This is a genomic window from Pseudomonas sp. KNUC1026 (assembly GCF_021650705.1).
GTDB lineage: Bacteria > Pseudomonadota > Gammaproteobacteria > Pseudomonadales > Pseudomonadaceae > Aquipseudomonas.
The window spans coordinates 3,502,417-3,527,176 of sequence record NZ_CP087138.1 but is presented as its reverse complement, the minus strand read 5'-3'; the positions used below and the strand labels follow the sequence as shown (position 1 = coordinate 3,527,176).

26 protein-coding genes and 5 pseudogenes are annotated in these 24,760 nt (G+C 64.7%); 9 read left to right on the top strand and 22 right to left on the bottom strand.

The genetic code is table 11. The features are described 5' to 3' along the window. Positions 1-26: 26 nt before the first annotated feature. The 10 genes and pseudogenes from LN139_RS16510 to dapA form a co-directional block, all read right to left on the bottom strand. Positions 27-713, bottom strand: coding sequence for an SDR family NAD(P)-dependent oxidoreductase (locus LN139_RS16510; RefSeq protein ID WP_236355249.1), 687 nt, complete (start codon positions 711-713; stop codon positions 27-29). 10 nt (positions 714-723) lie between these two features. Next, positions 724-1,715: pseudogene (locus LN139_RS16505) on the bottom strand (sialidase family protein). A gap of 115 nt (positions 1,716-1,830) precedes the next feature. Further along, positions 1,831-2,868: a sodium:solute symporter family protein gene (locus tag LN139_RS16500; protein ID WP_268944763.1), complete on the bottom strand. Its 1,038-nt coding sequence runs from the start codon at positions 2,866-2,868 to the stop codon at positions 1,831-1,833. 100 nt (positions 2,869-2,968) lie between these two features. Further along, positions 2,969-3,085 (bottom strand): annotated as a pseudogene (locus tag LN139_RS24920) (hypothetical protein); the annotation flags it as partial. A gap of 164 nt (positions 3,086-3,249) precedes the next feature. Then, positions 3,250-3,492, bottom strand: a complete 243-nt coding sequence (locus LN139_RS24915) for a 4-hydroxythreonine-4-phosphate dehydrogenase PdxA (RefSeq protein ID WP_268944762.1) — start codon at positions 3,490-3,492, stop codon at positions 3,250-3,252. 85 nt (positions 3,493-3,577) lie between these two features. Further along, a pseudogene (locus LN139_RS24910) lies at positions 3,578-3,718 on the bottom strand (4-hydroxythreonine-4-phosphate dehydrogenase PdxA); the annotation flags it as partial. Beyond that, positions 3,715-4,293 (bottom strand): 4-hydroxythreonine-4-phosphate dehydrogenase PdxA, encoded by a 579-nt coding sequence (locus LN139_RS24905; protein WP_268944761.1) that lies wholly within the window; start codon positions 4,291-4,293, stop codon positions 3,715-3,717. The gene LN139_RS24905 and the pseudogene LN139_RS24910, both read right to left, overlap by 4 nt. Then, the gene (locus tag LN139_RS16490; protein WP_236355248.1) at positions 4,275-5,498 is read right to left on the bottom strand and encodes a four-carbon acid sugar kinase family protein; all 1,224 of its coding nucleotides are present in this window, start codon (positions 5,496-5,498) and stop codon (positions 4,275-4,277) included. Before LN139_RS16490 ends, LN139_RS24905 begins: the two co-directional genes overlap by 19 nt. After that, positions 5,495-6,658: an iron-containing alcohol dehydrogenase gene (locus LN139_RS16485; RefSeq protein ID WP_236355247.1), complete on the bottom strand. Its 1,164-nt coding sequence runs from the start codon at positions 6,656-6,658 to the stop codon at positions 5,495-5,497. The genes LN139_RS16490 and LN139_RS16485 overlap by 4 nt, the downstream gene beginning before the upstream one ends. A 12-nt stretch (positions 6,659-6,670) precedes the next feature. Next, entirely contained in the window at positions 6,671-7,546 is an 876-nt protein-coding gene (gene dapA, locus LN139_RS16480; RefSeq protein WP_236355246.1) for a 4-hydroxy-tetrahydrodipicolinate synthase, read from the bottom strand. Positions 7,547-7,989: 443 nt separating this feature from the next. Between dapA and LN139_RS16475 the strand changes: the two are divergent. Then, positions 7,990-8,761, top strand: a pseudogene (locus tag LN139_RS16475) (OmpA family protein). Positions 8,762-8,847: 86 nt separating this feature from the next. Here LN139_RS16475 and pta read toward each other — a convergent pair. Further along, positions 8,848-10,938 (bottom strand): annotated as a pseudogene (pta, locus tag LN139_RS16470) (phosphate acetyltransferase). A gap of 242 nt (positions 10,939-11,180) precedes the next feature. Between pta and LN139_RS16465 the strand changes: the two are divergent. From LN139_RS16465 to LN139_RS16455, 3 genes are all read left to right on the top strand, one after another. Then, positions 11,181-12,044 carry a M24 family metallopeptidase gene (locus LN139_RS16465; protein WP_236355245.1) on the top strand — a complete coding sequence of 288 codons (864 nt, stop codon included), beginning with the start codon at positions 11,181-11,183 and terminating at the stop codon, positions 12,042-12,044. A gap of 132 nt (positions 12,045-12,176) precedes the next feature. After that, positions 12,177-12,662, top strand: a complete 486-nt coding sequence (locus LN139_RS16460; RefSeq protein ID WP_236355244.1) for an FKBP-type peptidyl-prolyl cis-trans isomerase — start codon at positions 12,177-12,179, stop codon at positions 12,660-12,662. Between the two features lie 84 nt (positions 12,663-12,746). Further along, the gene (locus LN139_RS16455) at positions 12,747-13,220 is read left to right on the top strand and encodes a glutathione peroxidase (protein ID WP_236355243.1); all 474 of its coding nucleotides are present in this window, start codon (positions 12,747-12,749) and stop codon (positions 13,218-13,220) included. A 6-nt stretch (positions 13,221-13,226) separates the two neighbouring features. Here the strand turns inward: LN139_RS16455 and cysZ are convergent, their stop codons facing one another. Then, a complete protein-coding gene (gene cysZ, locus LN139_RS16450; protein WP_236355242.1) occupies positions 13,227-13,961 on the bottom strand; it encodes a sulfate transporter CysZ in 735 nt (244 codons plus the stop codon). 209 nt (positions 13,962-14,170) lie between these two features. Between cysZ and LN139_RS16445 the strand changes: the two genes are divergently transcribed. Together LN139_RS16445 and trxB are read left to right on the top strand one after the other, a co-directional pair. Then, entirely contained in the window at positions 14,171-14,770 is a 600-nt protein-coding gene (locus tag LN139_RS16445) for a peroxiredoxin (RefSeq protein WP_097088654.1), read from the top strand. Positions 14,771-14,846: 76 nt separating this feature from the next. Next, on the top strand, positions 14,847-15,812 hold the full coding sequence (gene trxB / locus LN139_RS16440) for a thioredoxin-disulfide reductase (RefSeq protein ID WP_236355241.1): 966 nt from the start codon (positions 14,847-14,849) through the stop codon (positions 15,810-15,812). 144 nt (positions 15,813-15,956) lie between these two features. Here the strand turns inward: trxB and LN139_RS16435 are convergent, their stop codons facing one another. The 5 genes from LN139_RS16435 to LN139_RS16415 are packed head-to-tail and all read right to left on the bottom strand — an operon-like array spanning position 15,957 to position 18,338. Further along, the gene (locus LN139_RS16435; protein WP_236355240.1) at positions 15,957-16,298 is read right to left on the bottom strand and encodes a HopJ type III effector protein; all 342 of its coding nucleotides are present in this window, start codon (positions 16,296-16,298) and stop codon (positions 15,957-15,959) included. Continuing rightward, positions 16,295-16,600 (bottom strand): DUF1244 domain-containing protein, encoded by a 306-nt coding sequence (locus LN139_RS16430; protein ID WP_236355239.1) that lies wholly within the window; start codon positions 16,598-16,600, stop codon positions 16,295-16,297. Before LN139_RS16430 ends, LN139_RS16435 begins: the two co-directional genes overlap by 4 nt. Positions 16,601-16,614: 14 nt before the next feature. After that, positions 16,615-16,986, bottom strand: a complete 372-nt coding sequence (gene folX / locus LN139_RS16425; protein WP_236355238.1) for a dihydroneopterin triphosphate 2'-epimerase — start codon at positions 16,984-16,986, stop codon at positions 16,615-16,617. 19 nt (positions 16,987-17,005) lie between these two features. Continuing rightward, positions 17,006-17,713, bottom strand: a complete 708-nt coding sequence (gene folM, locus LN139_RS16420; protein ID WP_236355237.1) for a dihydromonapterin reductase — start codon at positions 17,711-17,713, stop codon at positions 17,006-17,008. Positions 17,714-17,768: 55 nt separating this feature from the next. Continuing rightward, positions 17,769-18,338 carry an antibiotic biosynthesis monooxygenase gene (locus tag LN139_RS16415; RefSeq protein WP_236355236.1) on the bottom strand — a complete coding sequence of 190 codons (570 nt, stop codon included), beginning with the start codon at positions 18,336-18,338 and terminating at the stop codon, positions 17,769-17,771. 231 nt (positions 18,339-18,569) lie between these two features. Between LN139_RS16415 and LN139_RS16410 the strand changes: the two genes are divergently transcribed. Beyond that, the gene (locus LN139_RS16410) at positions 18,570-19,520 is read left to right on the top strand and encodes a MerR family transcriptional regulator (protein WP_236355235.1); all 951 of its coding nucleotides are present in this window, start codon (positions 18,570-18,572) and stop codon (positions 19,518-19,520) included. Here the strand turns inward: LN139_RS16410 and LN139_RS16405 are convergent, their stop codons facing one another. Then, positions 19,521-20,129 (bottom strand): hypothetical protein, encoded by a 609-nt coding sequence (locus tag LN139_RS16405; RefSeq protein ID WP_236355234.1) that lies wholly within the window; start codon positions 20,127-20,129, stop codon positions 19,521-19,523. Positions 20,130-20,165: 36 nt separating this feature from the next. Next, on the bottom strand, positions 20,166-20,618 hold the full coding sequence (locus LN139_RS16400) for a PAS domain-containing protein (RefSeq protein WP_236355233.1): 453 nt from the start codon (positions 20,616-20,618) through the stop codon (positions 20,166-20,168). A 105-nt stretch (positions 20,619-20,723) separates the two neighbouring features. Between LN139_RS16400 and LN139_RS16395 the strand changes: the two genes are divergently transcribed. Beyond that, positions 20,724-21,185 (top strand): flavodoxin, encoded by a 462-nt coding sequence (locus LN139_RS16395; protein WP_236355232.1) that lies wholly within the window; start codon positions 20,724-20,726, stop codon positions 21,183-21,185. 236 nt (positions 21,186-21,421) lie between these two features. Here LN139_RS16395 and LN139_RS16390 read toward each other — a convergent pair whose 3' ends face one another. Next, a complete protein-coding gene (locus tag LN139_RS16390; RefSeq protein ID WP_236355231.1) occupies positions 21,422-22,228 on the bottom strand; it encodes a transglutaminase family protein in 807 nt (268 codons plus the stop codon). A gap of 141 nt (positions 22,229-22,369) precedes the next feature. On the opposite strand from LN139_RS16390, the gene LN139_RS16385 reads away from it, so the two are divergent. Further along, positions 22,370-23,389: a Glu/Leu/Phe/Val dehydrogenase family protein gene (locus LN139_RS16385; protein ID WP_236355230.1), complete on the top strand. Its 1,020-nt coding sequence runs from the start codon at positions 22,370-22,372 to the stop codon at positions 23,387-23,389. Here the strand turns inward: LN139_RS16385 and LN139_RS16380 are convergent. Beyond that, complete coding sequence (locus LN139_RS16380; protein ID WP_236355229.1) at positions 23,380-23,670, bottom strand: YebG family protein; 291 nt, start codon at positions 23,668-23,670, stop codon at positions 23,380-23,382. The two genes, LN139_RS16385 and LN139_RS16380, sit on opposite strands and share 10 nt — an antisense overlap. A 92-nt stretch (positions 23,671-23,762) precedes the next feature. Then, positions 23,763-24,662, bottom strand: coding sequence for an SMP-30/gluconolactonase/LRE family protein (locus LN139_RS16375; protein ID WP_236355228.1), 900 nt, complete (start codon positions 24,660-24,662; stop codon positions 23,763-23,765). Positions 24,663-24,760: the final 98 nt, after the last annotated feature.

Sequence of the window (24,760 nt, the reverse complement as noted above, 5' to 3'; positions counted from 1 at the left end):
GGTGGCGATCTGGGCAGTACTCTGACTCACAAGGAGGCGCCGCCACACATGACCAGGGTTCGCCCGGCGATCGCCCCAGCCAGCGGCCCGGCGATAAAGGCTGTGTAGGCCGCCACCTCCTCAGGGCTCACGAAGCGCCCCAGCGGCGGCACGCGCGGTGGCGTGCCCTGGCGGCCCGGGTCGCGCAGCATCGGCGTGTCGGTGGCACCGGGGCGATAACGTTCGGCCGCGATACCGCGCGGCGCCAGCTCCATCGCCCAACTGCGCACCAGCCCCACCAGCGCGGCCTTGGTGGCTGCGTACTGGCTGCGCCCGGCGGCGCCCTGCCAGGTGCGGCTGCCGATCAGGATCACCCGGCCACTCTCGGCCAGGCGCCCGCTGAGGCGGTCGACCAATTGCGTCGCTGCCTCCACATGCAGGCGCCACATGGCTGCGCCGGCGTCCAGGTCCAGCTCGCCCAGAGGTGCGGTGCGCATGACGCCTGCGGCGTGAACCACGGCGTGCAAAGGGCCGATCTCACCCAGCGCCGCTTCGGTCGCCTCACGGTCGCTCAGGTCCACTGCACGCCAGCTGAACGACGGATGCTCCAGCGCCGGCCGCTGGCGCGACAGGCCCATCACCGCCCAGCCGTCGGCCAGCAAGCGCTCCACGATCGCCAGGCCGATGCCGGAACTGGCGCCCGTCACCAGAGCGGTACGAGGTTGCTCAGTCATGGCCATCTCCTCAACGCAGTGCCGCCAGTGGCAGGTGCACGTGCTTGATCTTCTGCCTGAAGTAGGTGAAGGCCACGTGCAGGCTGCCGTCGCGGGCCTGAATCACGCTGGGGTAGGAGAACTCGCGGTTGAGTTTTTCCTGGGAGTTGTTGGTCAGGCAGAAGCCGTCGCCTTCCTCGAGGTTCAGCTGCGTGGGCCAGCTGCGGCCTTCGTCACGCGACACCATCAGGCTCATCGGCGCACGCGGGATGCCCCACACCGCTGCGCGGCCATCGGCGTTGGCGCCGGGCACCACGCGGTCATCGCCTTCGTCTTCGATCTCGTCGTACAGCGACGCGCGCCGCGTACTGATGCCCTCGGCGTTGACCGGGTTGCACACCAGCGCCAGCTCGCCGCTGGCCAGGCGCACGAACTGGATGGAGGAGTTGTTGTTAGGCACTTCGATAGGCTCCGGGCAGACCAGGTGCGGCCGCCATCGCTGGAGCGCGAGGCGTGCACATGGTCGGCCCAGCGGCTGCGGAACAGGCCCAGCAGGCTGCCATCGGTCAGCTGCTGCACGTTCATGTGCACGCAGCCGGTGCTGGCTGGCACATCATGGCGCGCCCAGCTGCGGCCGGCGTCGCTGGAGATCATCACCGCGCTGACGTCATGGCTGCCCACCCACTTCTCGCCGGGCAAGGCGATGCAGTACCACACCGGCAGCACCCAGTCGCCGTTGTCCAGAATCGCCGGCGGCTGGCGCACGAATATGCCCGGTTCGTCGAACAGCGTTTCGACCGGGCCCCAGGTCAGGCCGCCGTCCTCGCTCAGGCGGCGGCGGATGATGGCGGTTTCCTGGTTGCCCGAGACCTGCGCAGTCCAGATCAGCCACAGCGGGCCATCGGGGGCCTGGAACAGGATCGGGTTCTGCTCGGAGCGGGTGTCGTCCTGGCTGAGCTTGACCGGCTCGCTCCAGGGCTCGCCTGGCGCCTTGCGCGAGAGCAGCACGAAGATGTCGGCCATGCCTTCCTGAGTGCCGGCGAACCAGGTGCACAGCAGCGTGCCGTCGGCCAGCTCGTGAAGGTTGGCGGCGTGGTTCTGGGCGTAGGGCGTCGGCAGATAGGCGTCCTGGCGTTGTTCAGTTGGCATTGGAAACCTCCGGTTTGGCCGCCTCGGCCTTGGCGCGGCCAGCGCCGGGCAGGCAGCGTTCGATCAGGATCACCACGGCCGGGGTGGCCAGGGCGATGTACATGTTGTCGATGCCGTAGGGGTTGTTCATCAGGTACCAGGCGCTGGTGGTCACGGTGGCGGCGGCCAGCCCCAGGGTTGCGCCACGGGTGGTGGCGAAGAACGGCAGGTAGATCGCGATCAGCGCGACCACGGTAATCGACAGGCGCAGCGCGCGGGTGAAGAACGACAGGTTGAGAATCTCCGGCACGAAGAACACGAAGATCAGCGGCACGAAGCCGATCACCAGCCCGATGCGCTTGGTCATGCGGAATTCGGTTTCGGCGTTGGGCTTGAACATCGGCACATAGAAGTCGCGCACCACCAGCGAGGCGATGGCGAGCGCCACGGTACTGACGCCGACGAAGATCGACGCCACCAGCGAAACGGTCACCAAACCTGCCATCCAGGGGCTCATCGCCTGCAAGAACACCGGCATGGCGTAGAGGCTGTTCATGTCCGGGTACAGGTATTTGGCTGCCACCCCGATCAGGCCCAGCGCCAGCGAGATCGGCAGGCACAGCAGGGCGGCCCAGTAGGTCGAGGCGCGCGCAGCCTTGGCGCTGCGGGTGGAGGAAATGGCCTGGATGATGAACTGGGTGGAGAAGATCGCACCCGCAGTGCCGATGATCCATGCAGCCACCTTGGAGCCGCCGATGGCGCCGTCCCAGGTGAAGTAATGCGCAGGCAGGCCCTGATGGATCTTCTCGAAGCCGCCGGCCAGCGACAGCGCGGTGCCCAGCACGATCAGCACACCCACGTACTTGACCGCGGTGTGCAGGATGCTCACGTAGGCCACGCTCTTGAGGCCGCCGAACACGTAGTACAGCGTGCTGATGATCGCGGTGATGAACGCTGCCACCGGCAGATTGATCTTCAGCACCGTGCTGATGGCCGCCGCGCCGCTGATGTAGTTGCCGACGTTCACCAGCAGCAGGGCGTAGATCATGATCACCGAGACCATGAGCTTGGTGGAGCGCCCGTACTTTCTCGATGAAGCCGGAGATGGTGTATTCACCTGAGCTGTAGAGTTTGCGCGCCATCAAGAGGCCGAACAGCGGAAAGCCGATCGCTGCCGAAATCACCGCCCAGGACGCCGCCATGCCGCTCTCGAACGCCGCTTGCGCGGTGCCTACCGTGGACTTGGCGCCGATGTACTCGCTCATCATCAGAATGCCCACCACATAGGCCGGCATGCTGCGCGCCGCGACCATGTACTGCTCGCTGGTGCGGCTGCGCAGGCGCAGGCTCAGCCAGGTGGTGAAGAGGATGTACAGCACCACCATGGCGATGATGATCATCGTGTCTTTCGAATCGAAGGTTGCCATCGTTATCGCTCCAGAATTGTTGTTGTGTGGGGCGGATGAACCAGCTCAAACAGGCGGGCGGCCAGCTCCACGGCCTGGCGCAGCGCTTCGATCAGGCTGCGTTCGTCGGCGATGCCGGTGCCTGCGATGTCGAACGCAGTGCCGTGGTCGACCGAGGTGCGGATCACCGGCAGGCCGATGGTCACGTTGACCCCGGCCTCCAGGCCCATGACCTTGACCGGGCCATGGCCCTGGTCGCGATACATGGCCACGACTGCGCTCGAAGTCGCCGCGGCCGGCGCGGAAGAACAGCGTGTCGGCCGGCAGCGGGCCTTCGACGCGCCAGCCGCGGGCGCGCAGCTCGTCGATGGCGGGCTGGATCTTGGTCTGCTCCTCGCCGTAACCGAACAGGCCGTTTTCGCCGGCATGGGGGTTGATGCCGCACACGGCGATCAGCGGGTCCTGGAGTGCCGGCACGCACCAGCGTTTCATGTAGCCCGTTCCAGCGTGCGGCGCACCAGGCCCGGCTCGATGCGGGCGATGGCGTCGATGATGCCGATGTGAGTGGTCACGTGGATCACCCGCAGGGTTGGCGTCATCAGCATCATCGAGATCTTCCTCGACACCGGTGAGGTGCGCCAGCAGTTCGGTGTGGCCGGGAAAATGTGCCCGCCGGCGTGCAGCGCTTCCTTGTTCAGCGGCGCGGTGCAGATCGCCTGCAACTCACCGGCCTCGGCCAGCTTCACGGTGTGGGCGATGTACTGGTAGGCGGCGTCCCCGGCCAGTGGCGAGAGCTTGCCGTAGGGCAGGTCTTCGGGGATCAGGGCCAGGTCGATGCAGTCGATGGTGCCCGGCTCGTACAGCGCTTCGCGCGGGTGCTGGATCGCATGTACGCGCATCGAACCGCCGACGATGCGGTTGGCGCTTTCAAGGCGCTTGGCATCGCCGATCACCAGCGGCTTGCACATCGCATGCACGCGCTCGTGGGCCAAAGCCTTGACGATGATCTCGGGGCCAACGCCAGTGGCGTCGCCCAGGGTGATGCCGATCACAGGGCGTTCAAGCATAGGGGAGCTCCTGCCCGGCGATGGCCGGGCCCAGGTCGAGTTGCCGCCAGGCGGCGCAGAAGGGCATCCGGGGCACCGAAGGCACCGGCCTTGGTGATCACGGTGAGAGGGCGGCCGAGGTGCCGGGCGTGCGCGCGGACCAGGCCGGGTGCCGGCTCGGCGTGCAGTTCGAGTTGATGAATGCCGGCGGCTTCAAGCAGTGCGCGGGCGGTTTCGCCGCCGGTGGCGATGAGCGTGCCGGCGTTGCTCAGGCACTGATGCAGGCTGGCGGCCAAAGCCTGGCTGAGCGCTGCGGCCTGCTGCGGTGCGCGCTGTTGCTGGTCGAGGGTCAGCACCACATCGCGGCCGCCGGCCAGTGCCTGGGTGACGGCCGCCGTGTGCGTGTGCTCGCCTGCCAGCAGTGCCTGCGGATCGAGTACAAGTTCCAGCGCTCCGCTGGCCTCGGCCAGGTACCGGGCCTGCCCGTGAGAATGCGAGGCCATTGAGCCGACCACGCTCAGCACCGGGCCATGGGTGGGAATTGCGGCCTGCGCGGTATGGCCCTCCAACCAGGGTTCCAGCGCTTTGGCCAGGCCCGCCGAGCCCACCCAGAACAGTCGCTGCCAGTGTGCAGCACTGGCTTGGGCAATGGCTGCGAGGTCTTCGTCAGTATCGGCGTCGCATATCAGCGCCTGCACGCCATCGGCCAGTGCCTGGCGTACCCGTTCGCTCGCCTCGCCCAGTTCACTGCGCGCCAGGCGAGCGCAGCGCAAGCCCTGGGCGCTCAACGCCGCGACCAGGTTCGCGCTGCCGGCAAGGCCCTCGTTGCGCCAGGTTTCGCTCAGGTCCACCGGCGCGCCGTCGAGCCACTGCACGCCTTGGCGGGTGGTTCGGCCCAGCGCTGGATAAGCCGGGGCCACCAGCGCCAGGCCACGGCTGCTCAGCGCGGCGATTTCGGCGGCGTAGTTGCCGCGCAAGGTGGAGTCGATCTTCTTGTACAGCGCGTAGCGTTCGCGGCCGGGCAGGGCCAGCACGCGGCGGTGTTCGAGCGCCGCAGCCTCGGGAGCCATGCGGCGGCTGTCCAGGTCCAGCGCCACCACATCGGCGCCAGCTGGCAGCGGTTCGCCAGCCTGCAGCGCGACTGCGCAGCGGGCGCGGGCTGAAAAGCCGACTGCGCAGTCGGCTGCACCGGTCAGGTCGTCGGCCAGGATCAGCAGGCGCTTCATGGCAGCAGGCACCGGTAGACCGCTTCGATGTCATCCAGCGACATCGGCTTGGGGTTGTTGCCCATCAGCCGCGTGACTTTCGAGGCCGCTACCGCCAGGCCTGGCACGTGCTCGTCTTCTACGCCAAAGGCGCGCAGGTCCTGCGGGATGTGCAGGCGTTTGGCCCAGTCGACGATGCAGCCCACCAGCTTGCCGGAGGCCACCAGCTCGCTGTCTTTCTCCGAAGCGATGCCGCACACCCTGGCCGCGCGTTGCAGGCGGGCGGCGCAAGCGTCCTGGTTGAACAGCATCACGTGGGGCAACAGCATCGCGTTGGCCACGCCGTGGGTAACGTGAAACTGCCCGCCCAGCGGGTACGCCAGCGCATGCACTGCGGCCGTGCCGGCGGCGGTCAAAGCCAGGCCGCCGTACATCGAGCCCAGCAGCATGTCGGCGCGGGCCTGTACCGAGTCGGGTTGCTCGAAGGCCTGCACCAGGCTGCCGGCGATCAGCCGCATCGACTCGAGGGCGAAGCCGTCGCTGACCGGGTTGGCCTTGGTCGAAATGAACGACTCCAGCGCATGGGTGAACGCGTCCATGCCGGTGGCGGCGGTGATCGGCCGCGGCAGGCTCAGCGTGAGCAGCGGGTCGAGCAGCACCAATGAGGGCAGCAGGTGGCGGCTGACCACGCCGATTTTCAGTGCTTCGTCGGGCAGCGTAACGATGGCGTTGGGGGTGACTTCGGAACCGGTGCCGGAGGTGGTCGGCACCATGATGGTCGGGATGCCGGGCCGAGCGACCTTGTCCACGCCCAGCAGCTCGCGCAGCGGCGTGTCGTTGGTCAGCAGCACCGAGAACAGTTCGGCGGCGTCGAGCACGCTGCCGCCGCCGATCGCCAGCAGCGCATCGGGGGCGTGCGGGGCGACCTGGTCACGAAACAGCTGCTCGATGTTGGCTAGCGTCGGCTCGATCTCGACCTGGTCGATCACCTGCACGGTGATGCCTTCGGCGCTGAGCATGGCGCGCACCCGCTCGGTCACGCCCAGGCGGTGCATCGAGTTCTGGGTGACCAGCACCAGGCGCTTGATCGGCAGGTCGAGCAGGGCCAGGCGCTGCGCCAGCTCATCGAGGCAGCCGGCGCCGTGTACCAGGTGTTTGACGGTCTGGAAGTGATAGCTCATGGCGGCCTCCGGTCAGTTGCGGTACACGGCCAGCGCCTGGGCCAGGCGTTCGGCCTGGGCCGGCTCCAGCGGCAGGATCGGTGAGCGGCAAGGGCCCACGGGCAGGTTGAGCAGGTTGGTGGCCTCCTTGAGCACCACCGGCAGGGTGCCCATGCCGAAAGTGTCGCGCAGCGGGCGCAGGCGCTCCTGGGCGCTGCGTGCCCCGGCGTGGTCGCCGGCCTTGAAGCGGTTCCAGATGTCCATCACCACGCCAGGCACCGCGTTGGCGGTGGCCGCGACCGCGCCGTCGCCACCGGCCAGCAGGTTCCAGTAGATGAGCGAGTCGGTGCCGGCGAACACGGCGAAGTCGTCGCTGCGGTACTGCATCATCTGCACCAGTGCGTCGAAATTGCCGGCGCTGTCCTTGATGCCCTTGATCATCGGGTGCTGGCACAGCGCAGCCACCGCCTTGATGCCAATGCTCATGCCGGTTTCGGCCGGGATGTTGTAAAGCATGATCGGCAGCGCCGAGGCGTTGCCGATGGTTTCGTAGTGCTTGATCAGCTCGCGCTCGTTGACGGCATTGAAGTACGGGGTGATGACCGAGAGGCCATCGACGCCCAGTTCATGCATGCGCGCATTCATGCGTACCACCTCAGCGGTGGCAAAGGCACCGGTGCCGGCGATCACCGGCACGCGGCCGGCAGCGGCCTCTACGGTGATGCGCGCTACGCGCAGTTTTTCTTCCTCGCTCAGGGCGAAGAACTCGCCGTTGGTGCCGAGCACGAACAGGCCGTGCACACTGTGGCCAATGAGGTTTTCGATCAGATTGCGCAGCGCGGCTTCATCGAGCTGCTGATCAGCGGTGAGCGGGGTGACGAGGGCGGGAACGATGCCGTGGAATTTCATTGGCGCTGTCCTGATTTGTGATTGTTATGGTCAGGATAGTGCCATTAATGATCGAATCGATCAATATCGATTCGTTATGCTTGATTCGATCATTATGATTAGAAGGTTTTTTCCAATTAGTGATTGGGCCAGTCATTTTTCAAGGGGTGGACGATGCGATCTCTTTGCCAAGCGCATGAACATAATCGTGAGCCCACTGGTTGCCTGGGCCTGGCCGCACTCCGGGAAAACCCAGGTGCCTGCCGTGGCAAGCGAATGGGCGTGGTCGTCACCGGTAGTAATGTCGACACGAGGCGTTACGCCCAACTGATGGCAGAACGCTGAACGGAACGTCTGCGGTCATCAACTGACACAAATAAGCCATCGGCTAAATTTCCTGTCATGGAAACAACCTTCGGTTTGCGGTTCAAATAGCCGTGTGAGGCGCTTCAAAAAGGCCTCGCCTGCCATCTGTCTTCAGGAGTTTTACGACGTTCAACGCCCGCCAATTGATCCTCGCCACGCTGGCCGCCGCGACCCTCGCCGGCTGCGCTTCCCCCAATCCTTATTCGGAACAAAGCCAGGCGCAGCAGGGCCAGGGCGGGGAAGGCATGAGCCGCACCGCCAAGTACGGCGGCCTGGGTGCACTGGCTGGTGCCGTGGCGGGTGCCGCCATCGATCACAACCATCGCGGCAAGGGCGCATCGATCGGCGCAGCCGTCGCGGGCGCGGCCTCGGCGGGCTATGGCGCACTATGCCGACCGCCAGGAGGCTCAACTTCGCCAGAGCATGGCCAACACCGGTGTAGAAGTGCAGCGCCAGGGTGACCAGATCAAGCTGATCATGCCCGGCAACATCACCTTCGCCACCGACTCCTCGTCCATCGCTCCTGGCTTCTACTCGCCGCTGAACAACCTCGCCGGCTCCTTCAAGCAGTTCAACGAGAACACCATCGAGATCGTCGGCTTCACCGACAGCACCGGCAGCCGCCAGCACAACATGGACCTGTCTCAGCAGCGTGCGCAGGCCGTGGCGACCTACCTGACCAGCCAGGGTGTGGATGGCTCGCGCCTGTCGGTGCGTGGCATGGGCCCGGACCAGCCGGTGGCCAGCAACGCCGACGTGAATGGCCGGGCGCAGAACCGCCGGGTCGAGGTCAACCTCAAGCCCATCCCTGGCCAGCAATACCAGGCACCGGCGCAACAGCAGCAACAGGGCCAGCAGTATCAGCAGTGATCTGGCATGTCGCTCGGCAAGCCGGCCTCCCACGGTGTGATCTGATCATCCTGTGGGAGGCCGGCTTGCCGGGCGATGTGGCGAGACTATAGCGCTCGGCTGGCCTGAATAGCGGTCAGCGCGATGGTGTAGACGATATCTTCGACCTGCGCACCCCGCGGCAGGTCGTTCACAGGTTTGCGCAGCCCTTGCAGCATTGGCCCCAGGCTCGTGCAGTCGGCACTGCGTTGCACTGCCTTCAGGGTGGTATTGCCGGTATTGAGCTCCGGGAACACGCACACCGTGGCGCGCCCGGCCACTGCGCTGCCCGGCGCCAGTTGCTGGCCCACCAGCTCATTAACGGCGGCGTCGTACTGCAACGGCCCGTCGATCAGCAAATCGCGCTGCGCCTCTCGCGCCAGCAAGGTCGCCTCACGCACCTTCTCCACTTCCTCGCCTGTTGCACTCTGCCCGCTGGCATGGCTGAGCATCGCCACCCTGGGCGCGATGCCGAAGGCGTTGGCTGAGTCAGCGCTCTGCAGCGCGATCTGCGCCAGCTCCTCGGCGCTGGGGTGCGGGTTCATCACGCAGTCGCCGTAAACCAGCACCTGGTCGGGAAACAGCATGAAATAAACCGAAGACACCAGGCTCCAGCCTGGCGCGGTCTTGATCAGTTGCAGAGCGGGGCGAATGGTATTGGCGGTGGAATGCACCAGCCCCGACACCAGGCCGTCGACCTCATCGAGGGCAAGCATCATGGTGGCGATCACCACGGGGTCCTCCAACTGCTGCTCGGCCATTGGTTCGTTGAGGTTCTTGTTGCGGCGCAGCTCCACCATGGGCGCCACGTAGCGCCTCCGAATAGCCTCGGGGTCGAGAATTTCAAGCCCTGGTGGCAGCTCGATGCCTTGCGCGCTGGCGATGGCACGCACCTCGTCAGGCCGCGCCAGCAGTACACAGCGGGCGATGCCGCGGGCCTGGCAGGTGGCGGCGGCCTGGATGATCAGCGGCTCGTTGCCCTCGGGCAGAACGATGCGTTTGTCGGCCTGCTGCGCCCGCTGCACGAGTTGATAGCGGAACACTGCCGGCGACAGGCGAAGTTCCCGTGGCGTGCCGCAGCGCTGTTCGAGCCAGCGCGAATCCAGGTGGCTGGCAACGAAGTCGGTGATGGTCTCGGCGCGTTCGCGGTCATCGATGGGAATCTCGCGGTTCAGCTGGTTCAGGCGCGTGGCGGTGTCGTAGGAGCCGGTGCTCACCGAAAGAATCGGCAGGCCGGCCTGCAACGCGCCGCGGCACAGCTCCAGCACGCGTGGGTCGGGCACCGAGTCGCTGGTGAGCAACAGCCCGGCCAGCGGCACGCCATTGATCGCAGCCAGGCTGACCGCCAGCAGGATGTCGTCGCGATCGCCTGGCGTCACCACCAGCGTGCCCGGCTTGAGCAGGTTGATGGTGTTGGCCACGGTACGGGCGCACAGGATGATATTGGCCATGCGCCGCTGGTCGTAGTCGCCGGCATTGATCACCCGCGCCCCGAGCAGTTCGGCCACATCGCGTGTGCGCGGTGCATTGAGCTCGGGCTGGAAAGGGATGCAACCCAGCAGGCGAAAATCGCCGCTGCGCAACAGGGTGAATGTTCACGCAGGCGCGTGGCGAAGCTCTCGAAGGCTTTCGTCGGTGCGCACCTTGTCGAGGATCACGCCCAGCACCTTGGGGTCGCGAGCACCGCCGAACAGCCGCGCCTGCAACTCCACACGGCCCGACAGCTCAGCCAGCGCCTCGCTTTCCGGGGCCGACACCAGGATCACGTCCGCATCCAGGCTCTTGGCCAGGTGCTGGTTCACCCGCGCCGCATAGCTGGCCTGGCGGGTGGGCACCATGCCTTCTACGATCAGCACGTCCTTGCCAACACCCGCCTGCTGCTGCAACTGCACGATCTCTTCGAGCAACTCATCGAGCTGCCCATCGCCGAGCATGCGCTCCACGTGCCCCAGGTTGAGCGGCGTCGGCGGCTTGAGGCCGTGGGTGCGGGCGATCAGTTCAGTGGAGCGCTCAGGGCCGGTGTCGCCCGGGTGCGGCTGCGCCACCGGCTCGAGAAAGCCGACCTGCAGGCCGGCGCGCTCCAGGGTGCGTACCAGCCCCAGGCTGATGGAGGTCAGGCCCACGCCGAAGTCGGTCGGCGCGATGAAAAAGGTCTGCATGAAGGATCTCTCGGGTGTTGCGGGGCATGGTGTGAGCCTGCCGTGGCTCATCTGTTGTTCTCACCGGCCAAGGGTATCGCTAACCGGGCCTTTCGTGCACCCGCAGCCTTTGAAGAGTGACAGCTGAGAGGTGGCGAGCCCTGCGCTGGGCGGCGGATTTGAGTATTCTTGCGGCCTGCACCCACATGGCCAGCATCGGAATGACCTGCGGCCAGGTCAGTCACTCAGTATCAGGATAGGCTTTGAGAAAGATCGGATTGCTTTCGTTGCTCTGCTGCACAGGTGTGTTCGGCAAGCCATCGCTGGAGGCGCAGTACGCCGAAGGCAACAGGGCATGGGCGGCCAGGATCGCCCAACTCGATGACCAGACGATTCGGGAGGAGCAGCGGCGGCTTGCGCCGATGGCAAGCGGCCTGTTGCGCGAAGTCGAACCGATGATCCGCCAGGGCAGCAATGGCCTGGCGATCCAGGCCGCCTTGCTGAAACAGTTTTCACACTACGGCTGGCGGCCGATGCTGGTCGGGTTCAACGGCTATACGGAAGCAGTTCCGGTGTCGGTGAACCGCCAGGTGGGCAACGCACCGCCTACAGCCGAGCCTTTTCCGCAGGCCGGCCTGGTGAAGGTCGAATTGGTGGCGGCATCGCCCAAGGCCTATGTCGCGCAGGCCTGGACATTCGCCACCCCTGGCGCCACCGATCAGCAGCGGCAATTGCTCAAGACGGCTCAGGAAGCGCTTGCCAGCGGAATCGCCCAGGTGCGGCCGGGTGAGCGGCTGGGCAATATCGGCAACGCCATCGAGCGGGCGCTGGATGCCGGCAAGGCCGTGGCGATTCGTGAGCTCTGCGGATACGCCATGGGCCAGCAGCGTATCCAGAAGCCTCAGGTGCTCGGCTACAAAAGCCCGGTCGAAAGCTCGGAGACGATGGCCGCCGGGCAGGTGCTGAATGTCCATGTGATAGCCAAGGCCGGTGCGTTTGGGGTGCGGTTCCAGCCACCGGATTTCTGGACCGTTCTGACCCGGGATGGCCAGGACAGCGTGATGCTTTCAGCGATGGTCGAAGTGACCGAGGATGGCCACCGAGTGCTCAGCCAGTTGCTCGACTGAATGCAGCGGGGCAGGCCCGCCACAGTCGCAACCGGCCACGCCCGCGGCGGGCGCGGATTCGCAATCGCGCCGAGGCTTGTTTACACTGCTGGGACGTTTCTCGTTCATACACACATGCAAAGGTGTCATTTCATGCTGATCGCCGCTAACAAGGCTGTCTCTATCGACTATACCCTGACCAACGACGCTGGTGAGGTCATCGACAGCTCCGCCGGCGGTGCGCCGCTTGCGTACCTGCATGGCGCCAGCAACATCATCCCGGGCCTGGAAAAGGCCCTGGACGGCAAGCAGGCCGGTGACGAGCTGAACGTTGCCATCGAACCCGAAGACGCTTACGGCGAATACAGCGCTGAGCTGGTCAGCACCCTGAGCCGCAGCATGTTCGAAGGTGTCGACGAGCTGGAAGTGGGCATGCAGTTCCACGCTTCCGCCCCCGATGGGCAGATGCAGATCGTCACCATCCGTGACCTGGACGGCGACGACGTCACCGTCGACGGCAACCACCCGCTGGCCGGCCAACGCCTGAACTTCAAGGTCAAGATCATCAGCGTGCGTGACGCGACCCAGGAAGAGCTGGCTCACGGCCACGTGCACGGTGAAGGTGGCCATCACCACTGATTCGCGATCCGCGTATCGAGCCGGGCGCCTGCTTCGAAAGAGCGGCGCCCTTTTGTTTCCCGCCTGTTTCAAGGAACTATACCGATGTCCGATTTCCATTCGTTCGAACTGCGCACTCTAGAAGGCAAACCGCTGCCGTTGAGTACCTTCAAGGGCAAGGTGGTGCTGGTGGTGAACGTGGCCTCCAAGTGTGGCCTTACCCCGCAATATGCGGCCCTTGAAGCACTGCACAAAAGCCATGCCGAGCGTGGGTTCAGCGTGCTTGGCCTGCCGTGCAACCAGTTTGGCGGCCAGGAGCCGGGCGGTGCCGAGGACATCCAGCGCTTCTGCAGCCTCAACTATGGCGTAAGCTTCCCTATGGGTGAGAAGCTGGAAGTCAACGGCGAGGCGCGCCACCCGCTCTACCAATGGCTGGTGGGCGAGGGCGACGACATCAGCTGGAACTTCGAGAAATTCCTGATCGGCCGTGATGGCCGTGTGCTGGCGCACTTCTCGCCACGCACCGCCCCCGACGCGCCTGAGGTGACCCAGGCGGTCGAGAAAGCCATCGCCGGCTGACGGCCCTCAGCGCTGGCGCTCACGTACCCAGAACAGCGTGGCGCCAGCCACCGCCGCCGGCATCATCACCAGGTTCACCAGCGGAATCAGCAGCACCAGGTAAGTGATGCCGCCAAAGCTCAGGCAAGCCCAGCGCCTGCTGCGCAGCCAGGCGAGCATGTCCTGCCAGCTCATCTTGTGGTTGTCGGCGGGGTAGTCGATGTACTGGATGGCCATCATCCACACGCCGAACAAGACCCACAGCGGTGCCGCAATGATGTTCACTCCCGGGATGAACGACAGCACCACCAGGCCCAGCGCCCGTGGCAGGTAGTAGCCCAGCTTGCGCATCTCCCGGCTCATGGTGCGCGGGACCATCTCGATCAGCTCCTTCCAGCTGAAGGCGGGGAATTCATCCTTGCCGGTGACCACTACTTCGACCTTTTCCGCCAGGAAGCCGTTGAACGGGGCGGCAATGATGTTGGCGATCATGGTGAAGGTGAAGAAGATCACCAGCACCATCAACAGCACGAACAAGGGCCACAGCAGCCACTGCAGCGCGCTGAGCCAGCCCGGAAAGCTGCTTTTCAGATGGTCGAGCCAGAGGCCGAATTCATGGCCGGCCAGGCCGACCAGCGCGCAGAACAACAGCAGGTTGATGCCAAGCGGGATCAGCACGAACAGGCGCAGGCCGGGGCGCATCAGCAATTGCAGGCCTTCGCGAAGGTAGCCTGGGCCGGAAAGGACGGGGTAGGGGGGCATGGGCCGCTCCGAGGAAACGAAGGCCAAGAACATACCGCGCCTGCGCGCGGGCGGCCAAGCCCGTTTACACGCAGTTACACCATGGCGCCATCAGCTTTGCCTATGGCGCTGATTGCCAGGCGGGATTTCCCTAATCGAGCCTGGCCCGTTAAGCTTTGCGCACTTTTCGATTCGAACCTCAATGAAGCCTCATTTATCAGGAGATACCCATGAGCATTCTGGTCAACAAGCAAGCCCCCGACTTCGACGCCCCGGCCGTACTGGGCGACGGCACCCTGGTCGACAGCTTCAAACTGTCGTCGCTGGCAGGCAAGTACGTGGTGCTGTTCTTCTGGCCGCTGGATTTCACCTTCGTCTGCCCATCGGAAATCATCGCCCACAACAACCGCATCGCTCGCTTCCGTGAGCTGGGTGTGGAAGTGGTCGGCGTTTCGATCGATTCGCAGTTCACCCACCACGCCTGGCGTAACACCCCGGTAGAGAAAGGCGGTATCGGTGAGGTCGAATTCACCATGGTTGCCGACGTCAAGCACCAGATCGTCCAGGCCTACGGCATCGAGCACGACGCAGGCGTTGCGCTGCGCGCCTCGTTCCTGATCGACCGCCAGGGTGTGGTTCAGCACCAGGTGGTCAACAACCTGCCGCTGGGCCGTGACGTGGACGAGATGGTCCGCCTGGTCGAAGCGCTGCAGTTCACCGAAGAGCACGGCGAAGTCTGCCCGGCCGGCTGGCGCCCAGGCCAGAAAGGCATGAAGGCCGACGCTCAGGGCGTGGCCGATTACCTGGCTGGCAACGCCAAGTCGCTGTAATCCCCGCGCGGCCAGGTGGCCGCGCCTCGTTTCAGGGCTGCGGGCCATGGGGGCCGGCAGCCCATAGGAGTGTGTCATGTCTGATGTTCGTCATTCGCGGGTGATCATTCTCGGCTCCGGCCCTGCCGGTTACAGCGCCGCTGTGTACGCGGCGCGGGCCAACCTCAAGCCGTTGCTGATCACCGGCCTGCAGGCAGGCGGGCAGCTCACCACCACCACCGAGGTCGACAACTGGCCCGGTGACGTCGAAGGCCTGACCGGCCCGGCACTGATGGAGCGCATGCAGCGCCACGCCGAGCGTTTCGAGACCGAAATCGTTTTCGACCATATCAATGCCGTGGACCTGGCCAACAAGCCGTTCACCCTCACCGGTGACAGTGGCACCTATACCTGCGATGCCCTGATCGTCGCCACCGGTGCCAGCGCCCGCTACCTGGGCTTGCCGTCGGAAGAGGCGTTCATGGGCAAGGGCGTATCGGCCTGCGCGACCTGCGACGGGTTCTTCTACCGCAACAAGGACGTGGCCGTGGTCGGCGGCGGCAACACCGCTGTCGAAGAAGCCCTGTACCTGGCCAACATCACCCGCAAGGTGAGCCTGGTGCACCGCCGCGAGACCTTCCGCGCCGAGAAGATCCTGATCGACAAACTGCACGCCCGTGTGGCTGAGGGCAAGATCGAGCTCAAGCTCAATGCGGTGCTCGACGAAGTGCTGGGCGACAACATGGGTGTCACCGGCGCGCGCCTGCGCAACAACGATGGCAGCAATGATGAGCTGAAGGTAGACGGCGTGTTCATCGCCATCGGCCATACGCCGAACACGTCACTGTTCGAAGGCCAGCTGGAGCTCAAGGATGGCTACCTGGTGGTCAAGGGCGGCCGTGAAGGCAATGCAACGGCTACCAGCGTCGACGGTGTGTTCGCCGCCGGCGACGTGGCCGATCACGTGTATCGCCAGGCGATCACTTCCGCTGGTGCTGGTTGCATGGCCGCGCTGGACGTGGAGCGTTACCTGGATGGGCTGAAGAACGCAACGTTCGAGTAAGCCCCAAGGCTGCGTTTTGCCTGTCGCACGTCGCCCGGCGAGCCGGCCTCCCACTGTCAAAGAACCAACAGGTGTTCGACATCGTGGGAGGCCGGCTTGCCGGGCGACGTGCGACGAGCAACAGGCAATGCGTCAGGCCGATTTTCAGCCCTTGCGCTTCAACGGTTCGCCGTCGAACCGAACGCCTGCCTGCCCACCGGCAATCAGCGCACGGATATTGCCGTGGTCGCTGCCCTCAGGCGTTGCCAGCACCGAGCGATAGTGCTCGCCGAACGCCAGCAGCACCTGCTCATCGCTGAACCCCTCGAGCCGAGCCAGGCCCAGCGTCTTGCACGAGCCCTCGTTCTGCCCGGCGGCATTGTGCACCGGGCCATTGTCGAACGCGGTGGGGGTGTAGTCGTAGCCTTGGGCAATGAACGCCAGGGTATCGGCAAACAGGTGCTCACCGCTGGCCAGGCTCTGGCGCAGGCTTTGCAGGTCGGTCATGGTTTTTCCTTTGAAGTGGAGCCTTGAGCGAACGCAGCCTGTTGGGCCGGGCTCGCCTCGGTCTGGTATTGCGCTTTCCATTGGTCGTAGGGCATGCCGTAGACGGTTTCGCGGGCCTGGTCGAGGGAGAGGTCGACGCCCTGATCATCAGCGGCAGCCTTGTACCACTTCGACAAGCAGTTGCGGCAGAAACCCGACAGGTTCATCAGGTCGATGTTCTGCACATCGGTGCGGGCTTGCAGGTGTGCCACCAGCCGGCGAAAGGCGGCGGCTTCCAGTTCGGTACGTTGGGTGTCGTTCATGGGGTACTCGCGTGTCAGCGGCTGGCCGCCAGGGTGATGGACACCGACTCGGCAAAGCGCAGCGCATGGGGTTTGTCGACTTCGACCTCAGCGTGGGTCACTGACTCGTGGCGCATCACCAGGTCGAGGATGTCCTGGGTCAGGCGTTCGAGCAGGGCGAAGCGGTTGTCCTCTACCAGCGCGATCACCGCTTTGGTGATGGTGCGGTAGTTCAGGGCGTGGTCGATGTCGTTGTCGCGCACGGCATCGTGCGCGGGGTAGCAGACGGTCAGATTGATCAGCACATCCTGCTTGTTGACGATTTCGTCCTGGTTGATACCGATGTAAGTGCGTAGCCGCAGGTCCTTGACCCGGATGCGGGCGGTGCCCGGCGCGAGCGTTGACATGAGCAAACTCCTGTCGCGTTTATTTCAGATGCCGGCCGCCGTTGACGGCCAATGTGGTGCCTGTGACGTAAGGCGTGTCGAGCAGGTAGCGCAGGCTCTGGTAAATCACTTGCGGGCCCGGTTCGATGGGCAGCGCCGCTTTTGCCAGCGTGCGTTCGCGATAGGCGGCATCATCCTGCTCGTTGAACATCACCATTGCCGGCGCGATACCGTTGACCCGGATATGCGGCGCCAGCCGTGCGGCGAAGCTCAGCGTCAAACTCTCAAGCGCTGCCTTGCTGGCGCAGTAGGCGATGTGCTTTGCGCTGCCTTTGCGTGTCACGTCATCGCTGATGTGGATGATATCGGCTGAACCGCCATGGCGCAGCAGCGTTTCGGCCTTGAGGTTGATGAGGTAAGGAGCCATCACGTGAACGTTGAACAGCTGAGCCATCACCTCGGCCTCCTGCCCGGCATGCTCTGGCAGCCAGGCCGAAGCGTTGTGGACGATTGCGCGCAAGCCAGGCGTGCAGGCCTTGAGCGCCTCGATGAAGGCTTCGATACCTGCTTCGCTGGAAAGATCGCTCTGGATCAGGGTCGCGCCCGCGTCGTGCAGTTCCGCCAGGCCCGGGCGTTCGCTACGGTAGCTGGCGATCACCGGCTGGCCCTCGGCAAGCAGGCTCAGCGCGCAGTGCAGGCCCACGCGCTGGGCGGCGCCAGTGATCAGGATGGGGTAGCGGTCAGGCATCGAGAAACTCACGGCAGGCCAGGGCAGAGGGCCGTTATACCACTGCCCGGCCGCTTCAGCGAACCTGCGCCGCCAAGGCTTTGCGCGGTGGCGCCGCTGGCGCGTTCAGCCAGCGCCCCAGCAGGTGCGTGGCCAAGGGGATGAACAGGCACACCATGATCGGCGTCAGCAACAATGTGCTGACCAGCACCCTCGGCACCATGCCCCAGCCGGCCAACCAAGGGCCAAAGGCGGCGTTGAACGCCAGCGACACCGGGAAGAACGCCAGCCATACCGCCACCGACTGCTTCCAGCGTGGCGGCCGTGGTGCGCCGGGGTTGCCGAACCAGCCGGCCAGGCCCTGAACCCGCTGCTCGCGCGGCTCGGCGAACAGCCCGTCGCCGCGTTCCAGCCAGGCACGGCGCGAGGCGGAGTGCTCCCAGGCATGCAGCGTGGTGGCATCGGTGAAGCGAAAGATCATCTGGAATTCGTCATCGCCATGGGGCGGAGCGAGCACACCTGAGCCCAGGTAGCCGGGGAAGTCGGTGGCCAGGCGTTCGCCTTCGTGCAGCCAGGCCAGCAATTCGGGATAGCGGCCACGCGCAGCGTGGCGGGCGACCAGCAAGGTCACGGGAGGCGCAGACATGGTATATCTCCGGATAGTGGCGATAGCCCTCGGGTAGAGGGTCGCGAAGTGCCCGGCCGGGGTGGTGGCCGAGTACTGGTAAGCATTGCAAGGATTATTCCGATTTTCGCTGTCGCGTCCAGTGTTGCGTTGCGACCACCGTTTGGCGGCGCGCAACCGCGCCGTCACTCGTGGCCTTTCAGATCACGCTAGAATGCTCCACACCTCTAGAAGCTCCCGGTTTTACCGCACATGAACGACCTCGACGACGGCTCATCGCAGTTGGCGCAGAGCCTTCCGGTACCACTGTTCCCGATCCGCGAAGTCGCCCGCCTCACGGGCGTGAACCCGGTGACTTTGCGCGCCTGGGAGCGCCGTTATGGGCTGATCCAGCCCGTGCGCACCGAGAGCGGGCACCGGCTGTATTCTCCAGGCAACATCGATGAAGTGCGTTTGATCCTGGGCTGGATCGAGCGCGGGGTTTCGGTCAGCAAGGTCGGTGGCATCCTGGCGCGCACCCAGGCGCTGCGCCAGGCCGAGGCTTGTGGGCAACAGGCAGCGGTGGGTGAGCTGCGGGTGTGGTGTGACCGGCTGTGCCGCGCACTCAGCAGTTTCGATGAACACAGGCTCGATGAGGTGTTCAACCAGGTTTTCGCAGCGTATCCACCCCTGGAGGCGTTCGAAGACGTGTTCATGCCTGTCTGGCGTCAACTGCGTGTCGAACAACAAGGCTTTGGTCAGCACAGCGAATGGTTGATGTTCGATCAGTACCTTCGTGGCCGTCTGGTGCAGCACCTTCAATTGCAGCGTGGGCAGGGGCAGGCGTCACGCGTAGTGCTGGCCGCAGTGCCTGGCGAGTGCCATGAGCTTGAATTGCTGCTGGCCGGGATGGCGATGGGGTCGGCGACGGTGCGAGTCCAGGTGCTGGCTGCACGGCAGCCACTGGAGGAATTGAGCCTGGTGTGCGAACGCCTGCGACCCCAGGCGTTGGTGCTGTTTTCCAATCATCCGCCGGCACCGGAATTCGGGCGGCGCATGATGAAACTGACACTGGGGCTAGAGTGCCCGCTACTGATTGCGGGCGATTGCAGCGACCTGGCCCAGGAAGAACTGTTCGGTACTGCAATAGGTTGCATGGGGAAAGATTTGAGCGCCTATGAGCCACGCCTGCAGCAGTACCTGCAGGGCCAGCTCGACACCTGATCAGCTGGTATGCAGCTGCGGATGGCTGAGCCGGTGCTGCTGCAGAATGTAGTCACGCAAACGTTCCATCTCCTGCGAGTTGCACAGCGCCAGGCGATAGGCGAACAGCCCCTCTGCGGTCTTGCGCTCCAATGCCCCACGCAGTGATACCGGCGCATAGCCCTCAGGCTTGAACCACAACGCGAAATGCCTTGGCGCCTTGGCGTCGCTGCGCAGTTGCACCAGCACGCCGTTGAACGACAGCTCCACCAGCCACAGGTCGCTCAGCTCCCCGTGGTCATCCACCAGTTGCACCGGCTTGGCCAGTGCCAGGCGCCATGGGCGCAGCATCGGCCCATCTTCGTAAATGGTGGGCGCGCCCAGCTGGACATGCTGGGCATGGAACTCGTCCTCGACCAGTTGCAGGGGAAAACGCAGTTGCTGGTTCTCGAACTGTGCCTGGATGGTCACTTGTTCATTGGCCAGCAGCCGTGCGAGCAGGTCTTTGATCTGGTCGCCGCCATTGAGCAGCAGCGTCGACAGCCCCTCAGGCGTATTCGCCGCCTGGCTGCGGTTCATGGTCTGGATGAAGTCCAGCTCATCCTGAGTGAGGATAGCGTCGGAGTGCATGGCAGTGCCTGGTTGATGAGAGGTAAGGCGCGGTGATCAAACGCCAGCACGGAGCTGGTCGATTTCCTGGCGCGCCTGAGCCAGTTCGGCTTCCAGTTGCAGGATTCGGGCCTGCGCGTCGACCGCCTGGCTGACGTCTTTCTCGATGCCGATGAAGTAGAGCCGTTGGTGGGCGTCATTGTACACAGGCGTAATAGACAGTTCATTCCAGAACGGCGAGCCGTCCTTGCGGTAATTACGCAGCACTTCACGGCAGGGCTGGCGGTTGCGAATCGCTTCGCGGATGCGCGCACGCGCAGGCTGCTGCGTGTCACCCTCCTGCAGGAACCGGCAATCCTTGTAGAGGATGTCGGCAGCGCTGTAACCGGTGAGCCGCTCGAACGCTGGATTGACGTAAATAAGGATGGTGTCATCCCCTTCCTGCTCGGCGACCACGATGCCATCGTTGGAAGCGTTGACGACGTGTTGCAGCAGGTTGGCGTTGATCATCGGTGGCTCCGGCGGCGTAGGCCGGCCCATTCTAATGCAAGCCCGCGCAGCTGGCACGGCCAGAGCTGTTAGACTGCCTCGCTTGACCCGGTAGAAGGTGAATATATGAAAGTCGTAGTGTTTTCCGGCACGGTCTATGGCGCGGCAGAAGATGTCGCCCGGCATGCAGTGGCACGGCTGGAGGCAGCAGGCCACCAGTGTGTCTACTTTCGCCGCACAGCCTTGGCGCCGCTGCTGGACGCCCAACCCGACGCGCTGCTGGGCATTACTTCCACCACCGGCCTTGGCGAGTTGCCTGACGACCTGATTCCGCTGTACAGCGAGCTGCGCGCCAGCCTGCCTGCCGCTTTGCGTGGCCTTCCCGGCGCCGTGATCGGCCTGGGCGACACCAGCTATGACGACAGTTTCTGTGGCGGCGGCGAGCTGCTGCGCGAGCTGTTCGAGGAGTTGGGTGTCGAGCAGGTGCAGCCCATGTTGCGCCTGGATGCGTGTGAAACTGTCACACCGGAGACCGACGCAGAGCCATGGGTAGATGCGTTCGCCGAGCAGCTCAAGGCGCGGGCCTGAATCGCAGGCGAAAAAAAACCGCTGCGCACACAGCGGTTGCAAGGAAGACGTTGGAAGCAGGAGCAACACACAACGCCCATGGAGCACTCGCCCAGGCACTGTGCCGCTGCTGGCTTAAAGGGGATGAAGCCCGCAGCGGCTGCCAGGTGAGTGTGCGCAGGATAGAGAACGGCAGGCGCCGGATAAACCAGCGGCCCGGACATTGACCGTTACGCTTGGGGTAACAATCGTTCGTATCAGTGCAGAGCGCCACTGGCAGGCGGTAGATGCTGCAGGCGCTCAGCCAGGCGCAACCTCTGGACCGGATCGTCGGTCAGCAGCAGGGCGTGCTCGACATCGTGGCGTTCCGCCTGGGGGCAGTCGAGTGCCTGGTAAAGGCCCGCGCGTGCCAGGTAATCGCTGCTGTTGCCAGGGCCCAGCTCGAAAACCCGTTCGGCATCGCGTAGCGCAGCGATGGGCTCATCGTGGCGAGTGTGCAACTGGCGTAGATTGCGCGACAAGCGCTGCAGCATCTGCACAGGCGTAGCCACCGTCATGTGCTCGGCACGCAACGGCATGTGCGGGCCAAACTGGCGGGTCAGCAGGCTACGGCAGTCGATCGGGTACAGCCGGCGGCCACCGCTGGGGTCGAGCAGGTGATCGGCCCCTGGCACCTGCAGAAGAAAGTGCCCAGGAAAGTTGATACCCGCCAGGGGAATGTGCAGCAACCGCGCCAGCTCCAGTGCCAATAACCCTAAAGCCAATGGCTGGCCGCGCTTGCGTTGCAGCACCTGATCCAGCAATGCCGCCTCTGGCCGCAGGGGGTGGAAGTCGTCCTGTACGAAACCCATGACGGTGAGTTCGCGCAACAGCGGTTGCGCCAGTTCACGTTCGGGCAGAGAGGGCAGGCGCGCGCCTATCTGGCGCTGCAGCTCGCGGGCCTGTTCAAGCCAATGGGCCGGCTGAATCTGCACGTCGTGCTCGGCAGCCACCCACAACGCTGCTTCGAACGTAGCGGCTGGTTCGCTGGCCAGGCAGGCAAGGCAGGCTTGGCGTGGTGTCATGGGTATTCCAGAGTGCAGGCTACGTTATCTTTTTAGCGCCCGGCGCCCGCTTCGTCCAGTGTGACAGCGGCTAACGCATCGCCAAAGGCCATCTATACTCAGAGCCACGACTGACGGCTGCGCTCGGGAGGGCTTGCCCTGATGTTTGCGCTCATGCAAGGCACCCGCGTGGAAACCCTGCAGTTGGCAATCGACCCTGCCACCGGCCTGCGCGCGGCCATTGCCATTCACGACACCCGCCACGGCCCGGCGCTGGGCGGTTGCCGCTACCTCGCCTACCCCGATGATGACGCTGCGCTTTACCAGGCGGTACGCCTGGCCGAAGCGATGAGCTTCAAGGCAGCGCTGGCCGGGTTGCCGGTGGGCGGTGCGCAGGCGGTGATCATGCGCAACCCTCAGATCGAAAACCGCGAAACCCTGTTCGAAGCGTTCGGCCGGCTGGTTGAAAGCCTGGGTGGCCGGTACGTGACGGCGATCGACAGCGGCACTACCAGCGCCGACATGGACTGCATCGCGCGGGAAACGGCGCATGTTACCTGCACCCGGCGCACTGGCGATCCGTTGCACCATGTAGCCGAAGGCGTATTCGTAGGCATCCGTGCCACTGCCAAGGCTCGATTGGGCGCCTATGACCTGCATGGCCTGCGCGTCGGCATTCAGGGCCTGGGCCACATTGGTTTCGCCCTTGCCTGCCGCCTGCATCAGGCCGGCGCCGAACTGTTGGTGAGCGATGTAGACCCGGCCAAAGTACAGGTGGCGATGGAGCAGTTACAGGCTCGGCCGGTGGCAGCTGACATGATGGCCAGCACCCCTTGTGACATCTTCGCCCCCTGCAGTTTCGGCACGGTGTTGACCAGCCAGAGCGTGGGCCAGTTGCGCTGTTCTGCGGTAGCGGGTTGTGCGAACGGGCAGTTGAGTGCGCTGGAAGTGGCTGATCAACTGGAGCAGCGCGGCATCCTTTATGCGCCTGACTACGTGATCAATGCCGGAGGGCTCATCCACGCCAGCCTGCGCCATCGGGGCGAGGAAGAGGCTGCGGTGTCGGCGCACCTTGGCGGCATCGGCACCCGCCTGACCGAGATATTCGGCCAGGCCCAGGCCCAACACTGCTCGCCGGCCCGGATCGCGCAAACCCTCGCCGAGCGAATGGTTTACGGCTGATCGGCCCCGGCCTCAGGCTCGGATTCAGCGGCAGGCTGGCTCAGCTCAGCCAATGCACCGACATTGTTCTTGAAGGCCGAAGCGAGCACGCCTCGGTTTTTGGCCAGGTAGATACTCACCTCTTCAGCGAGGCTCTCGGACAGGCCCTGGACGTTGTTCATCAGAAGGCCGGTCAGGGACTCTGCCAGTTCGAGCATCTGGTCATGGGCATCGGCAAGTTTGCGGTCCACGAAGAGCGTCTCCAGGTCGCGGGTACTGCGGTACAGGATTTCTACAGCCATGGGTGGCCTCGTAAAGGTGTGCCCGCAGCGGCTGGCCGCAGGCAGGTGCTGAAAATAACCTGTGCATTTATACAGTATAGCCACGCGTGGTTTCAACCCACTCTGGCAACATTCTCTCCAAGGCCGGCCGTGCCGGTGTCCAGCGCCCAGAGCGAGCCCGCCAGCCGATCGCCGGGGACCGTGTCGTAGCTGGCCGAGGTAATGAACAGTGTGCTCAGCTCAGGGCCGCCGAAGGTGCAGGTGGTCGGGTTGGCGGTGGGCAGCTCGATGAATCGGTCCAGGCGCCCGTCCGGTGCAATGCGGGCGATTCCATGGCCGCCGTAGCGGCAGTTCCACAGATAACCTTCACGGTCGATGGCCGAACCATCCGGAGCGCCACGTTCGAAGCCTTCGAAAAATGCCTCGCCATCGGTCGCGATGTCGCCGGTTTCGGCGTCGTAGCGGTAGACATCGATACGATTGCGAGCCGAGTCGGCGAAGTAGAAGCGCGTTGCGCAGGGGCTCCAGCACAGGGTATTGGAAATGCCGATCCCCTGCAGGCGCGCCTGGACGTTGCCGCCTGGTGCAACTCGAAATAGCCGGCCTGGCGTGCCGCTGGCCTGCTGCGGGCCACCGTCGGGTGCAACGTTGTTGAACATCGAGCCCACCCAGAAATTGCCCTGCGGATCGGCTCTGCCGTCGTTGAGGCGGGCGATCGGAGACGCAGGCAGCTCGAAGCCGTGGGGCTGGCGCCGGTTATCGGCCGGCCACCACCAGATCAACCGCGAAGCCAGGGCGACGAGCCAACGGCCAGGCTCGTCGGTCAGTGCCAGTGCAGTGACCGGCTCATCGAAGGCCCAGGTGAGCAGTGCGCCATCGGGGTAAGCCAGCCGGTGTACAAGAAAACGGTTGATATCCACCCACCACACCGCGTTCTCCGCTGCCGACCACACAACCGCCTCACCACACCGATCACCCACTGCGGCCAGGCATCTGGGTTCTGAAATCTTCATGCACATCGTCCTTCTTTTGTCCGGGCCAGCAGCCACTGTAGCGCGGCCTGCGACAAACTGCCCTCATGCCTGTTCGCCGCGTTTGGTTATGATCGCCA